A 15,114-nucleotide genomic window follows, 5' to 3' on the forward strand; every position below is an offset into this window, starting at 1 on the left:
TTTAGCAGCTTTATCATTACCAATATTCATCAATTCCTCTTGGTCGGGTAGCTTTTAAGCGCCTGACCATTTTATATTACCTAAAGTACAAAATAATAAGTGACGCTCCACACCCATTTTGGTTTGATTTTAATCTAGTATGGTTAATCTAAAAATCTATTTTTTAAAGCAATTTTATTTTAAACAAATTGACACAATTGTTGACATTTTGCGAGTATAAAAAAAATCAAAATATCATTTTATTTTTGGTTATTATGCGTTATTTATTACTAATCACAATCTGTATCACCTTACTAAATATGATTAAATTATCGTTACCATTATCTGATAATATATTACAAGTTAGTTTATAAAACACTCGTTATTTATACAAAACTATGTTAATTTATGGTTCGTATTTAAATTGAATTAATTTATTATTATCATGGATATGATTCATTCTTCTGATCTCAAAACCATTATGCATTCCAAACGAGCCAATATCTATTATTTGGAACATTGCCGGGTTTTAGTCAATGGTGGGCGGGTTGAATATGTTACCGAGCAAGGGCAACAATCTTTATATTGGAATATCCCTATTGCTAATACCACTTGTATTTTATTGGGTACCGGCACTTCATTAACACAAGCTGCTGTGCGTGAATTGTCAAGAGCCGGGGTGATGATTGGATTTTGTGGTGGCGGCGGCACGCCGCTGTTTTCGTCAACTGAATCTGAATTTGCCTGCCAATTTTTTTCTCCCCAAAGTGAATATCGCGCGACTGAATACTTGCAAAGCTGGTGTCAATTTTGGTTTGATGACCAACGAAGATTACAAGCAGCTAAAACACTCCAGCAACAACGATTACATATTATCCAGCAATGTTGGCCGCAGTTTGATTGGCATGTTGATGATAGTCAGTTAAATAATATTGTTAATGATGCAACAGCGCAATTTAATAATGCTGATAATAGCCAAGCCCTTTTAGCAGCAGAAGGCCGGATTAGTAAACGCCTTTATGCAATGGCAAATCAATTAACACTACAAGATGATAAATTTAAACGTGAGCAAGGTACACATGGCAAAAGTCACGATCCTGCCAATCAATTTTTAGATCATGGTAATTATTTAGCTTATGGACTAGGTGCTACCGCTTGTTGGGTTTTAGGTTTACCTCATGGACTGGCTATTTTACACGGTAAAACTCGCCGTGGCGGATTAGTGTTTGATGCGGCAGATATTATTAAAGATGGCATGGTGTTACCACAAGCTTTTTTATCCGCTAAACAAGGTGACAGTGAAAAAGAGTTTCGCCAAGCCTGTATCTCACAGTTTACTCAATTGGGTGCGCTGGATCTGATTATTGACACCTTAAAATTAATAGCAGAGGCAACATGAATATTCTACTTGTTAGCCAATGTACTAAAAAGGCGTTAAGTGAAACTAGACGCATCATCGATCAGTTTGCGGAACGGTGTGGGGAACGGACTTGGCAAAGCGCAATGACCGAAGCCGGATTACAAACACTCTATAAACTATTACGCAAAACCGCGCGTAAAAATACCGCGGTTGCTTGCTATTGGACGCATGGCAAAAATTTAACCGACTTACTTTGGATTGTTGGTGATCGTAGCCAATTCAATCAACAAGGGCGCGTCCCCACTAATCGCAGTAAACGTAATATTTTGCGCAATGATAGTGAATATGGTTGGCAATCTGCGACTTCCATCCAATTGATAAGCACAATTGCGGCTTTGTTGCATGATTTAGGCAAAGCGAGCGTCGGTTTTCAATATAAATTACGTGCTAGCGAAATAGAAGGAAAAAGGTTGCCTGCCGATCCCTATCGTCATGAATGGATTTCCTTGCAACTGTTTTTATTAATGATTCAAGATTGCCCCACTAATCAAGCCATATTGGAACGGTTAGCTAACTTTGCTCAATTTCAACAACAACAGCCAACATGGTACCAAGATCTTACCCGAACAGAAAAAGGGGATCTAAGTCAATTAGCGCCTTTGGCGCAATGGATCGCATGGCTAATAATGTCGCACCATCGCATGCCGTTTTTAATGCCAATTAAGCCAAAAGATTATCAAAGTAAGCAAACTGATGACTTTGATATTTCGGGTTTAACCATCCGTAGTTTTTATAAAACATTAAAAGCTGTTGAGGGATGGGTTAAAAATAGTCATAGTCAGCATTCCTCGCCTGATGACTTTTGGCAGCTTAAAAGTAGTGTTACCCTTAGTCAAATTTGGCTTAAAAAGTTACATCGTTATGCCACCAAAGCGTTAAATCATATTCTTTTAGTGCAGTTAACTAGCATTGACGCCTTTTTATTACATATGTCACGTTTAAGCCTGATGGTGGCTGATCACAATTACTCAAGCTTGTCATTATCTAATACCGAGGCCGATAAAGATCACCAAATATTGATTGCTAATACCAATTACCTAAAACAGGCAAAACAGCGTTTAGATGATCATCTACTTGGTGTTGCCAATTTTAGTGCGCGTTTTGCGCGGTTATTACCAAAAATAACTATCGAATTACCGGCTATCAATCAACATAAACCGTTTACCCAAAGAACGACAGTCAAACGCTTTCAATGGCAAAACCATGCCTTTGATTTAGCTAAAAGTTATCAACAATTAAGTGAAGATAATGGCTTTTTTGGCGTCAATATGGCCTCAACCGGTTGTGGTAAAACCCTAGCCAATGGTCGCATTATGTATGCGTTAGCTAATCCTAAGCGAGGAGTGCGCTTTACCATTGCGTTAGGTTTACGCGTATTAACCTTACAAACAGGTAAAGCATTGCGCGAACGATTGCACCTGAGTGATGAACATCTAGCGATTTTAGTCGGTGGGCAAGCAACGCAAACCTTATTTGAGTTAAATAATGAATCAGAACAACCAGATAAAGATCAAATAGACCACGGCAGTGAATCAATAGAGCCATTAGTAGATGAATTTGTGGATGTCGCTGCCAGTGGTATAGCAGATCAGGAATTGGGCACCATTATTGAAAATAGCAAAGCGCGTCAATTACTGTATGCGCCAATTGTGACTTGTACAGTGGATCATATTATTCAGGCTAGTGAATGTGTACGGGGTGGCAAATATATTGCGCCAACCTTAAGACTATTTACCGCCGATCTCATTTTAGATGAACCCGATGACTTTGACCAACAAGACTTACCGGCATTGGCTCGCTTAGTCCATTTAGCGGGGCTTTTTGGCAGTAAAGTGTTACTCTCCTCGGCAACGTTAACCCCTGATTTAATTACCGGATTGTTTGATGCTTATCAAGCAGGGCGAAAAATTTGGAATCAACATAATCAAAAAACCACTAATAACGTCGTTTGTGGTTGGTTTGATGAATACCAACAATCCATTGAACTCATCGCTGATACTGATAACTTTAAACATCAACATCAGCAATTTGTTGAAGCCAGAATACAACAACTTAAACAAGGTTTAGTCCGCCGTAAAGGACATATTGTTAACTTATTAGATTACCATACAGCTAAACCAGAAAATGATAAGCTAAATTACACTATATTGGCTAAACAGCTATTAGATGAAGCTTACCAACTTCATCAACAACATGGGCAAAGTGATCCAAAATCTCGCCACAAAATCAGTGTAGGTTTAATGCGGTTTGCTCATACCGAAGATGTGATTTTATTAACTAAACAGATTTATGAGCAACAGGGTTTACCTGCGGATACCGAGTTTCATATTGTGGTTTATCATGCTCGGCAATTGCTGTTATTACGCAGCCAATTAGAAGAAAAACTCGATAGAATACTAAACCGTAGTGATCCCAACCAACTATTTAACCAACCCGAAATCCGCACAGCAATAAAAGATAGTGATAGTAACAATCATATTTTCATCGTGATTGGCACGCCCGTGACCGAAGTCGGGCGCGATCATGATTACGATTGGGCAATTGTTGAGCCGTCCTCCATGCGCTCAATTATTCAGTTAGTCGGGCGCGTTTGGCGCCATCGTCCGAATAAAATAGCTAAGAACGCCAATGTGAAGATTTTAGGAAGTAATATCGAGTCAATAAAACAAGGTTCAAATTATGGTGTAGGTAAAGCGTGTTTTACTAAGCCAGGTTTTGAACAAAAACCAGCGTTTTTATTATCAACACACCAAAGTCGTCAGTTAATCACAGCAGAGCAATTGGACAATATTAATGCCATTGCGCGTATTGTTTCTTCACCGCAAGCGATTTTAACTTTGGCGGAATTAGAACATAAAGTCATGGCGCATCTATTTGCGATTAATGCCCGTAAAAGTAACTATGTCACGAGTTATTGGCAACCCGATTTGGCACATCATCATTGTGTACATTTACAACTGATTTCACCTTTCAGAATGCAGCAATATAAACAAGACGAATACATTTGCCAGTTGGATGACAATGGTGAGCACCAATTTAGCTATGCCGATGTAGCATGGCAAACACCCGACGATTGTTGTAGTAACACGCAAAATAATCTAATTAATTACGATAATAATTGGTCATTTGCAAACCGACAAATTCAACCGTGGTTAACCAATACCGTAGCACAAGCCATAGATAAAATAGCCGACCACTTTCCTAATAAAAACCAATATCGACTGGCAAATGAGTTTTGTCGTGTAAGCCTGGATAACAAAAGACGCTGGAGTTTCCACCCTGATTTTGGATTTTATGAAAATAAACAGTAATAATGGTAGATTTTATACTAAAACGTATAGTGTTCCTGAAACATTTTTACAAATTCTAAGCAGATGATCTGTGCATGCTAGTAATATAAAAGTAATTACTTTATACTGATTCAGACTACTGCATAAGTAGCTTAGAAATATGAAATTTAGTTTGAAACTTGAAAATTATAAATTTACCGCCGCATAGGCGGTTGTTTCACATTATTACTGATATGCAAATCCTCAACTTTTTTAGTTTATCCCTATTAAATTATTTTATATATGTCCTTATGACATTTATTTTAATTTTGTATAAAAATTGACATTGCTTATTTATATAGATAATATTACAAAAATGTAATGTAAGTTACATAAAAAAGTCACTATTAAATTATAGTGCCAAATATAAGAAAACCCCAAATGTTGCAGCATTTGAGGTTTGAAATTTTATAAACCAACAGTCAAAGGAGTATAAAATTATGACTAAGCATAAAACCTACACAATGCAATGTCAAATTTCATTTGATAAATTAGCACTAATTAAATTACAAAAAATTGGAATGGATGTACCGGCAGCCAATGATGAATTAAATCTGCTATTACCACACAAACCTAAATATTATTCAATTAAAGATCTAATCAAAATCTTGCATATTCCAACACGAAAAGAAGTTGAATATTTGATTAAAAAATTAAATCTTGAGCAAGCAAAGTACAGACACATTAATTCAAGTAATGAATGGGTTTACAACGATAATGCGCTTAATCTATTAAATCTTTATACCAGATTCAAAGCATCATAAAAACAAATTTAAGGGCTTATATTGAGATATAAGCCTTTTTTATTTTAAAGTTATAAAAATATAAGGAGGGCCAATGGATAGTATTTCTTGGCAAGATATAAGAAAGGTCATTGTCGACTTTCTTCAGCAACGGCTTGCTAATAATAGTAGCTATAAATCGGAACTGGCAAAATTAGAAAAAGCTAAACAAGCCGGGGACGTTGTTGCAGTAAATGAGTCACAACAACAGCTTTCAGAATTAGCCAAACGATTTGATTTTGAAACCTGGATGGAAGATGCTGCAATGCGTAGGATTTCATGGATTACCATAGGAACACATATTAGCAAAGGTATTCATTCTTCAAGTCTCGGTGAAAATATCAATTATTCAACTCAAACTAAGCCAATTAATCAAAATTATATATTATCTGCTACACCATTATCTTTAAATGTAGATTGTTCAGGTAATGCTGCTGCATTGGATATATTCTCTTTATTAAATCAAATTGTTAAAGATGATAAAACAATTTTGCAATTAATTATTGAAGATCATCTGGCTGTTGTAACCGCACTTTCAGATGATAAACAAAAAGCATCTCTTTATTTGGCTAATATTAAAAAAGCGATCTTTGATGATTTTCAACATCCCAAAGCATCCGAGCTAAATAAGCAAATTTTTTGGCCTAACGCAGAGGAGACTTATTTATCTCAGCAAGATGATAATTATCGGTTATTAATTCCTCTACACCCGAGCAGCTTATGCCACCTTGTCTATCAAAAGGTACAAACAAGATTCTCGGATGAAAATAAAAAAGCACGGGAACAACGCCGTATTAAGGATGTTGAACATCAACCTTATTTTAGTTTCCATCATTTAGCTGTAGTTAAATTGGGTGGTAGCAATCCGCAAGGAGTAAGTCAGCTAACCAGTAATCAAGGTGGGCGTAATTTTTTACTCCCTTCGATGCCACCTAAATTCGAAAAGTCACCAATTCCATCAATTGGCAAGCAACAAGAAACCATATTTAATCATGCATTGCAATACTTTTGCCGTTTTGGTTTTCGGTTACTGTTTGAGATGGTAGCCGCACCAGATAATGTGGTCGAAGAAAGGGATAATCGAAAAGATGCCTTTGCGGTGATTTTATCTTTGCTACTTAAGTTTGCCAGACATATTCAACACACAATGCCGGCAGGATGGAGCCGTGAGTCATCCCTCAATTTTAATCAAAAATTATGGTTGGATCCTAAACGAGCAGAGTTGGAGGATGAAAGCGATTTTAAACAACAGTATGAATTAGGCAATTGGCAAGATGAACTTGAAAAGCAATTTGCCTTTTGGATCCAAACAGCTTTACAGGATAAATTCCCCACAATTCAACAACAATTTGCTGATCCTGAATTTAGAGAATGGCGCCGTGAATTTGGAAAGGCGGTAAAAGCAAGTCAACGTAAGCAGGAGGGCATCTTTTAATGGCAATGTTACGTTATTACTTATTATTTGATCATATTAAGATTCATAATGCTAATGCAATATCCAGCCCATTAACCTATGGCTTTCCAGCTATTTCTGGCTTTTTGGGGGCGATTCATGCCTTAAATCGTAAGATTGAATCTGATAACCCTATTTACCTTGATGGCGTGTTAATTGCTTGCCATGATTGTGATGTGCAAGTTTATAGGCCGAATGATTTTGCTGATTATACCTTCCGCTTAACCCGTAATCCACTGGCTAAAAATGGTGATACTCGTTCCATTATTGAAGAAGGGCGCGTACATCTTGATGTGTCATTGCTTGTAGAAGTTAAGGTTGAAGATCGTGAAACTTTGGATGATGACGAACAAAAACAAGCATTTATCAAGCAAATGCAGCAAAAACTGTTTCAACAACGTATTGCCGGTGGTCATGTAATATCAATTGAATCGGTAGAGTTATATTCCGCTTCAGAATCAAAAGATAATTTAATTAATGCATTATTACCAGCTTTTGTCTTAGTTGAAGCACCTCAAGATCTGCACAATATAACCGCGGAACTACAGCAGCAAGATCCTAATGCAACAGCGCTCGATGCATTAATCGAAACGGCAATGTTACATCATAATCCGCAAGAGAAAGATCATTGGCAAACCACCTCGGTTAAACAAGGTCGCGGTTGGCTAGTGCCATTGCATTTGGGTTATCAAGCGATTTCACCTTTATTTGCTGCTGGCAAATTGCAAGAAGCTCGCAGTAATCAGCATCAATCGCAATTTGTCGAATGTATTTATGGCATGGGTAAATGGGTATTTCCGTTACGTTTAAAGGAAGATTTTGCCCAAGCTTTTTGGCGTTATAACTGCAGTGAATTGCAAGCCAATGGCGCAGAAATTTATATTATTAATCAAACAACCAATTAAGTAAGTTTAGAATTATAGAATAAGGAATAAATTATGAGTAAAGATAAATTAACCACCGCAAGCGTACTGGCATTTGAACGTTGTTTTGACATCTCTGATGCGATTTTTGCCCAACAAAATAGTGCCGATACGAATAAATTAACGCCAGTTATTTTAACCGAAAAATCAGTACGCGGTACGATTTCTAACCGTTTAAAAAATGCTGTGGCAAGTGATCCCACCAAATTAGATGCGGAAATTCAAAAAGCTAATTTACAAACTGTTGATGTTGCAGCATTAGATGCCGATAAAGACACCTTAGTAGTAAGTTGGAGCTGTAAAGTATTAGCTTTCTTAGGTAAACCGTCAGTATGTAATGATATTGATTACCAAGAGGAATTAATTAAAACCACTCAAGACTATATAAACTCTGTAGGTATGACAACATTAGCTAAACGTTATGCTATTAATATCTTAAATGGTCGTTGGTTATGGCGGAACCGTATGGCAGCTGAGCATATTAGTCTTTCCATTACTCGTAAAGATAGTGAAGAACCGATAATTGCAGTGAGTGATATAAAACAATATCAGCTTAATTCATTCGATTATGATGATCAATCGGTGAATGATTTAGCCACCTTAATTGAAGCGGGATTAACAGGTAAAGAGTTTGTGATTTTTAATATTCAAGCCAATCTAAAAATGGGGCATGGTCAAGAAGTTTACCCTTCACAAGAGTTGATTTTAGATACCGGCAAAGCCAAAAGTAAAGTGCTATATGAAAAAAATAACCAAGCAGCAATGCATTCACAAAAAATTAGTAATGCTATTCGCACTATTGATACTTGGTATGATGAATCAGTTGAATTTCCAATTGCCATCGAACCTTATGGTGCCGTAACCACTATGGGGCATGCCTTCCGTCAACCTAAACAAAAATTAGATTTTTATAATCTATTTGATAATTGGGTGTTAAAAGGCGAAAAACCGGCGCTAGAACAACAACATTATGTGATTGCGGTATTAATTCGTGGTGGTGTATTTGGTGCCAGCGGTAAGGAGTAAATCATATGCTCACACATTATTTTGAATTGCGAGCGATCCCACAAATTGAGATAACCGAAGTGGATGTAATGAATCAACTTATGCAATCACTACATCAAGTTTTGGTTAATCATCAAGGCAATATTGGGGTTAGCTTTCCCTGTTATAACCTGCATCGTACTTTAGGCGGTATTATTCGCCTGTTTGGTACCGAAGCAGAATTAAATAAGTTGCTCGCAGATCTCAAACAAAAATCGTCAGTGACAGATTATGCTTTAGCGTTACCCATTACACCTATACCAACCAGTGTAACAGGTTACTTACGCTTGATTAGGGTAAATCCAAAAGGGCAAAGTGCTTTAAGGCGAGCCGAAAAACGGTTAACTGCCCAAGGTAAATGGTCTGATGAAGTAAAAAATAAAATGATAGAAAAATGGGGTAGTGTGAATTTAGCGTATCCACATCTACATTTTTCCAGTAAAAGTACGGGTCAACAATTTATCATGTGGTTAAAACAAGAACAATGTACTGAATCAATATCTGGGACATTCAATAGTTATGGACTAAGCCAAACAGCAACCGTCCCTAATTTTTAATTTACCAACCCTTTTTTTGAGACTATTTTTAACTAATTGATTTTTAACATAATTAAATAAAGCTCAAAAAAAGGGTGAAAATGATAAAAAGTATCATATGCTCTTTAACAATCAGGAAATTCTGGAAAAAATTTCTACTTCAATGCCGCATAGGCAGTTTAGAAATGTTACTGTTTTACTGCTGTTTGCTAGGTTTACTTCAATGCCGCATAGGCAGTTTAGAAATTTTGCCCCGAAGTTTGGGGCTTTTTTCGAGGCTTCAATGCCGCATAGGCAGTTTAGAAATTTAATGTGCCAGCAACAGGAGAGCTTGACCGCTTCAATGCCGCATAGGCAGTTTAGAAAAACATCGAGCTTGCAAATGGTATTAGGCTCTGCTTCAATGCCGCATAGGCAGTTTAGAAATTACCGTCGGGCAAATACTTAATATTTGCTTCCTTCAATGCCGCATAGGCAGTTTAGAAAAGCTGGATTAAATTTAAATGTACCTATTTTTACTTCAATGCCGCATAGGCAGTTTAGAAATCTAACCCTTTTAATGATTTGTTCAGTCGTTTCTTCAATGCCGCATAGGCAGTTTAGAAATACGTTAAAATCCATCCCGATGTAAAGAGTATCTTCAATGCCGCATAGGCAGTTTAGAAAAAATAGGTAATCAGAAAATGAATTTAGAGACTCTTCAATGCCGCATAGGCAGTTTAGAAACTATAAAATCACCTACACAAAAACAAAAGGACCTTCAATGCCGCATAGGCAGTTTAGAAAAACCGGCAGATTGATTTTTAATTTCATTCTGCCTTCAATGCCGCATAGGCAGTTTAGAAATCCATCATGGCCAGACATGATGACATTTAAATCTTCAATGCCGCATAGGCAGTTTAGAAATGCTGATGTATTAATTTGCTACAAGGCGCAGTCTTCAATGCCGCATAGGCAGTTTAGAAAATCTCAAGTGGTTTGCATGCATTATTATAAATCTTCAATGCCGCATAGGCAGTTTAGAAAAAATCGGGGAAAGCGCGGGCTTTATTGCTGAACTTCAATGCCGCATAGGCAGTTTAGAAAATATTGCAAAAACGCCTAATGATATTGTTAAACTTCAATGCCGCATAGGCAGTTTAGAAAGACGGCTTTGTTATGAGAAGGGCAGCGGTATGCTTCAATGCCGCATAGGCAGTTTAGAAAGGATCGGCTTCTGCGATAACTATACCGACCATCTTCAATGCCGCATAGGCAGTTTAGAAAGTATGGAAGATGTTGGCGCAAAAATTCGTCAGCTTCAATGCCGCATAGGCAGTTTAGAAATCTAACTTATTTTTAAGTTCTGCTATTTCTCGCTTCAATGCCGCATAGGCAGTTTAGAAAGCGTCGCGACGCTCTTCCGGTATGGGTTCTCCCTTCAATGCCGCATAGGCAGTTTAGAAAAGATTGTCTCAATGATTGAATGGCTAACGCACCTTCAATGCCGCATAGGCAGTTTAGAAAAATAATGATTTAATCAAAGGTAAACAGTGGCTCTTCAATGCCGCATAGGCAGTTTAGAAAAACAAACAAAAAGCGGCGTTCTACTTCGTCAGCTTCAATGCCGCATAGGCAGTTTAGAAAGTGTGTAAACTGTATTGACTCCGTAGGTGTTTCTTCAATGCCGCATAGGCAGTTTAGAAATCTAACCCTTTTGATAATTTGCTCGGTTGTTTCTTCAATGCCGCATAGGCAGTTTAGAAAGCTCATTTCATCACCCTTCGTTAACAACGTAACTTCAATGCCGCATAGGCAGTTTAGAAACCGATCGCAACCCCGCCGGCGGTCAAATCATGCTTCAATGCCGCATAGGCAGTTTAGAAAGCTTACCCAAACCCAGTTGCCGCATACTTCAACTTCAATGCCGCATAGGCAGTTTAGAAAAGATTATTAGAAGCGACATCAAAACTATTGCACTTCAATGCCGCATAGGCAGTTTAGAAACGTCGCCGGATTTGTAATAAGTTCTAAAATTTCTTCAATGCCGCATAGGCAGTTTAGAAAGTTTCAATTTCACGTAAGCTATTGGTCATTTCCTTCAATGCCGCATAGGCAGTTTAGAAATGCCTTATCAAGGTTGAACAACCGCAGGGCGTCTTCAATGCCGCATAGGCAGTTTAGAAAATTATCTCTATTTAAATTTAAATTTAACAATACTTCAATGCCGCATAGGCAGTTTAGAAAAGTCCTGATAAAGATATCCACCAGGGGAAGCACTTCAATGCCGCATAGGTAGTTTAGAAAAACTGATTAAAATATGTAAAACATGATACAATGTTTAGTGCCGTATAGGCAGTTTAGAAAATCTAGTTATTTTAGATAGTTTGAAGACATGGGTTCAATGCCGCATAGGCAGTTTAGAAATTAAGAAGTAATTACACTCTCCAAGTTTTGGGTTCATGGCTGTGTAAGTGATTTATAAAAAATAGTCGATAATTAAGAAACAGCAGAGCAAATAAAGACGAAAAAGTGAATTTAGGCTTTGTTTGATATTATTTATGATGTTAAAACTCCGATGTTTTGGTTTGCGTGTTTAAGGTTAATTTTATTATTATTTTGTTGAATTATTGTTGTTTAATCCTGTGATTATTAATAGAAATATATAAAATACAAATGACCAATATACCTAATAACATAAGATAAAGTTGGTTGTGTAAATAAGGGTATAAGCCCGATCCAATCAGTGGCCCTGCAATAAAACCTAATGACATTGCTGCTTGTAAAATTGCGGTAACTTGTCCTTGAATATTGGCTTCACAGCGTTGTGATGCATGGCTAATAATACCGGGATAAATAAAGCCATTGGCTATGCCAAAAAAAGCGAAAGCAATTAATATCATATAAATGTTAGATGATATAAACAGTAGTATTAAAGTCAGTAATAAAGCCATAATACCTAAATTAATCATTGTATTAGCTGATGGTTTCCAACGTTGGATAATAATCCCTTGGTTAATGACCGAGCTAATTGCACTCACGGTAAAAGCAATACTCACCCATTTAGCCGTCGCTATTGTTGATATTTGGTGATTATCTTGTATAAAAAAAGCGATGGTTTGTTGTGTGGATGAAAACACAATAAATGCAATAGACATAAGCACAATCGATGTTCTGAGTCTTTTATCGAACAAATTAAGCTTGTTAGTTTGAGGTTTGGTAGTTAAATCGGAATAACGGTTTGGTGAGATTGATTTAATTGCAATCGTTAGCGGTAATAACATCACAATTGACGATAAAATGAGTGGAATTAATATTCCCCATGGAATAATAATACTCGCAATTGCAGGGCCTAGTATCATGCCTAAACCAAACATCATGCCAACTATTGCCATTTTTGATGGGCGTTGATTTAACGTGGTGTGATTAATAATATAAGTTTGAGCTGCAGGCATAATGGCGGCAGAAAAAATAGCAAATAAGCAGCGGGTTATCAGTAATAAAGTAATGGTAACCAAGACATTTAAATGACGCAATAAAGCGTACCATAAAATAGCCGCAAATAAGAGATTAAACAGGGCATAGCCAATCACACCGGTAATTAAAACGCGTTTACTGCCAGAACTATCCACTTTACGCCCCCAAAATGTTGACGATAAAAATGAAATCAGTGCTGCCGAACTTATAATGAGGCCAGTTTGAAATTCGGTTATAGTCAGATCACGAGCCAAAGGTGGAAATATGGCAAATACAATCGATTGTCCTGCACCAACCATTAAAATAAAAAAATAAATTGTATTAAAACTGTTTTTTGAATTAATCATTTAATTTCCTTAATTTGGCTGTTTTTTCGGGTGTAACTAATAACAAACTTCTGCAAAAACACCAGAATAGTTGGTTTAGTATTATCTTTAACATATTAACTTTTATTAAAAATTCAGTTTTAAACTGAATAATACTGCAATACTGCGTAATGATGTCATCTTTATTTTTTATCGGATGATTTAAAATTTATGAAGTATTATAATGATAATCATTATCATTATTTTTTGGTAGTAAAAAGATCGGATTTTATTCCTTTAATTTAATGATAGTGGTGAAGTCATGATTGATTGGCAGTGTAAGATAAGAGGGATTTGGGTTGTGATCGTTAATGATCAGAATAACGATGAATCAAAATTAATTTTTAAAGTAAAAAGGTTGGGGGTGTAAGAATAAAATTAATAAAAAAGTCAATGGTTACATTAGGCTTGAGTTTCGCTTTAAATGGTATAAAATTTGAACTCAAATCATTTTTAATATGTTATTAATAAGGTAATGCAATGTTTAATTTAAGAAAATATTTAGTAGGTTTATTTTTGTTTTTTAGTGCATCTTGTTTTTCATTAGATCATGTTGTTACTTTTGTTTGTACTGGTAATACAGGGCGAAGTCCTATGGCCGAAGCGTTGGCAAAGGATTATGTTAACAAGCATGATTTAAATATTGTCGTTCAATCCAGAGGTGTGAATGTGGATCCGAACGAAACTGCCCCAGAGCAAGGTACTGTAACAATTTTAAAACAACGAGGAATTGATATTTCAACGCATAAAGCAGCACAATTGACCAAAGAAGATATTACTAAATCAGACTATTTATTAACAATGACGCAGAAACATAAAGATAAAATATTAACTCAATATCCAGACGTGAAAGGTAAAGTATTTACATTAGCCGAGTTTGCAACAGGTGATAACGATGATCTTTCAGATCCCTATCAACAACCACTTGAGGCTTATAAAAAAGTAGAAAGCCAACTAGATAAGTTTTTACCGCTAGCATTAGATAAAATTGCAAAACAAAAATAGTGTCAGTTAGCTGATAATTTAGTACCAATTGATTAAACAAACCGTCATTAAGGGCGATTTGTTTATTTAGTTTGATGAAAAACGCATTGTTAAATTAATAAAATCAACAGGCTACTTAGCGTTATTTTAGTAAATGTACTGTGTTAAGTTAACATTACCTTGATACGCTGCATTACAGCGCAGTGCCTTTTTTGGGTAGCACAAAATTGCGGGTATCGACGCCTTCAATTTGTAGTAATTTAATTTTTTTATCAATACCACCGGCATAGCCAGTTAAGTTACCGTTAGCACCAATAACACGGTGGCAAGGAATAATGATTGATATAGGATTATGCCCGACAGCACCACCGACCGCTTGGCTGGACATGTTGGGTTGGTTAGTCTGTAATGCAATTTGTTTAGCTATATCACCATAAGTTATGACTTCACCATAAGGAATGTTACATAAAATATCCCACACTTTTTGCCTAAATGGCGAGCCATTTGGTGCAAGTGGTAATTGGTTGATCGTTTGGTTTTTGCCTGCAAAGTAGTTATCTAACCACTTTTTGGTGAGATTAAAGACAGGTAAATTTGCTTTTTCTATTATGTCTGCCGTTACTATCGCACCAAAATACTTTTGCCCGTCAATCCATAACCCAACAAGTTGATTTTGCTGACTTGCTAAGGTTATTTTGCCCAATGGTGAACAATAACTGGCTGAATAAAACATAATCTTTCCTTAGTTTGTTATAATGGCTAAAGTAACGGTAGTAGATTGTATCGCTAATTTTTACATACAATTGATGTTATTACATTTTTTATTTTGTATAAAAATACTCT

The 15,114-nt window shown here is 36.4% G+C and carries 10 protein-coding genes and 1 CRISPR repeat array; of the genes, 8 read left to right on the top strand and 2 right to left on the bottom strand.

Annotation, left to right across the window (positions count from 1 at the left end):
- Nucleotides 1-424: 424 nt before the first annotated feature.
- The 7 genes from cas1f to cas6f all read left to right on the top strand — a co-directional run bounded on the left by cas1f (nt 425) and on the right by cas6f (nt 9,487).
- The gene (cas1f, locus tag Q0K76_RS01085; RefSeq protein WP_363322353.1) at nt 425-1,378 is read left to right on the top strand and encodes a type I-F CRISPR-associated endonuclease Cas1f; all 954 of its coding nucleotides are present in this window, start codon (nt 425-427) and stop codon (nt 1,376-1,378) included.
- Complete coding sequence (cas3f, locus tag Q0K76_RS01090) at nt 1,375-4,710, top strand: type I-F CRISPR-associated helicase Cas3f (protein WP_294609932.1); 3,336 nt, start codon at nt 1,375-1,377, stop codon at nt 4,708-4,710. Before cas1f ends, cas3f begins: the two co-directional genes overlap by 4 nt.
- Before the next feature lie 458 nt (nt 4,711-5,168).
- The gene (locus Q0K76_RS01095; RefSeq protein WP_294609935.1) at nt 5,169-5,492 is read left to right on the top strand and encodes a hypothetical protein; all 324 of its coding nucleotides are present in this window, start codon (nt 5,169-5,171) and stop codon (nt 5,490-5,492) included.
- 73 nt (nt 5,493-5,565) lie between these two features.
- Nucleotides 5,566-6,945 (top strand): type I-F CRISPR-associated protein Csy1, encoded by a 1,380-nt coding sequence (gene csy1, locus Q0K76_RS01100; protein WP_294609938.1) that lies wholly within the window; start codon nt 5,566-5,568, stop codon nt 6,943-6,945.
- Nucleotides 6,945-7,868 carry a type I-F CRISPR-associated protein Csy2 gene (gene csy2 / locus Q0K76_RS01105; protein ID WP_294609941.1) on the top strand — a complete coding sequence of 308 codons (924 nt, stop codon included), beginning with the start codon at nt 6,945-6,947 and terminating at the stop codon, nt 7,866-7,868. Before csy1 ends, csy2 begins: the two co-directional genes overlap by 1 nt.
- Nucleotides 7,869-7,901: 33 nt before the next feature.
- Nucleotides 7,902-8,912, top strand: coding sequence for a type I-F CRISPR-associated protein Csy3 (gene csy3 / locus Q0K76_RS01110; protein ID WP_294609944.1), 1,011 nt, complete (start codon nt 7,902-7,904; stop codon nt 8,910-8,912).
- A 5-nt stretch (nt 8,913-8,917) separates the two neighbouring features.
- On the top strand, nt 8,918-9,487 hold the full coding sequence (cas6f, locus tag Q0K76_RS01115; RefSeq protein ID WP_294609947.1) for a type I-F CRISPR-associated endoribonuclease Cas6/Csy4: 570 nt from the start codon (nt 8,918-8,920) through the stop codon (nt 9,485-9,487).
- Nucleotides 9,488-9,624: 137 nt separating this feature from the next.
- Nucleotides 9,625-11,872: a CRISPR direct-repeat array (repeat unit 28 nt; unit sequence CTTCAATGCCGCATAGGCAGTTTAGAAA).
- A 200-nt stretch (nt 11,873-12,072) separates the two neighbouring features.
- Here cas6f and Q0K76_RS01120 read toward each other — a convergent pair.
- Nucleotides 12,073-13,269 carry an MFS transporter gene (locus Q0K76_RS01120; RefSeq protein WP_294609950.1) on the bottom strand — a complete coding sequence of 399 codons (1,197 nt, stop codon included), beginning with the start codon at nt 13,267-13,269 and terminating at the stop codon, nt 12,073-12,075.
- A gap of 498 nt (nt 13,270-13,767) precedes the next feature.
- Here Q0K76_RS01120 and Q0K76_RS01125 point away from each other — a divergent pair, with 498 nt between their 5' ends.
- The gene (locus Q0K76_RS01125) at nt 13,768-14,292 is read left to right on the top strand and encodes a low molecular weight protein arginine phosphatase (protein ID WP_294609953.1); all 525 of its coding nucleotides are present in this window, start codon (nt 13,768-13,770) and stop codon (nt 14,290-14,292) included.
- Between the two features lie 172 nt (nt 14,293-14,464).
- Here the strand turns inward: Q0K76_RS01125 and Q0K76_RS01130 are convergent, their stop codons facing one another.
- Nucleotides 14,465-15,004, bottom strand: a complete 540-nt coding sequence (locus tag Q0K76_RS01130; RefSeq protein WP_294609957.1) for a methylated-DNA--[protein]-cysteine S-methyltransferase — start codon at nt 15,002-15,004, stop codon at nt 14,465-14,467.
- Nucleotides 15,005-15,114: the final 110 nt, after the last annotated feature.

It is taken from the genome of uncultured Gilliamella sp., from assembly GCA_945271295.1.
Lineage (GTDB): Bacteria > Pseudomonadota > Gammaproteobacteria > Enterobacterales > Orbaceae > Gilliamella.

Coding starts and splice junctions, on each gene's coding strand:
- cas1f (WP_363322353.1), top strand. CDS start 425: ATGGATATGATTCATTCTTCTGATCTCAAAACCATTATGCATTCCAAA.
- cas3f (WP_294609932.1), top strand. CDS start 1,375: ATGAATATTCTACTTGTTAGCCAATGTACTAAAAAGGCGTTAAGTGAA.
- Q0K76_RS01095 (WP_294609935.1), top strand. CDS start 5,169: ATGACTAAGCATAAAACCTACACAATGCAATGTCAAATTTCATTTGAT.
- csy1 (WP_294609938.1), top strand. CDS start 5,566: ATGGATAGTATTTCTTGGCAAGATATAAGAAAGGTCATTGTCGACTTT.
- csy2 (WP_294609941.1), top strand. CDS start 6,945: ATGGCAATGTTACGTTATTACTTATTATTTGATCATATTAAGATTCAT.
- csy3 (WP_294609944.1), top strand. CDS start 7,902: ATGAGTAAAGATAAATTAACCACCGCAAGCGTACTGGCATTTGAACGT.
- cas6f (WP_294609947.1), top strand. CDS start 8,918: ATGCTCACACATTATTTTGAATTGCGAGCGATCCCACAAATTGAGATA.
- Q0K76_RS01120 (WP_294609950.1), bottom strand. CDS start 13,269: ATGATTAATTCAAAAAACAGTTTTAATACAATTTATTTTTTTATTTTA.
- Q0K76_RS01125 (WP_294609953.1), top strand. CDS start 13,768: ATGTTTAATTTAAGAAAATATTTAGTAGGTTTATTTTTGTTTTTTAGT.
- Q0K76_RS01130 (WP_294609957.1), bottom strand. CDS start 15,004: ATGTTTTATTCAGCCAGTTATTGTTCACCATTGGGCAAAATAACCTTA.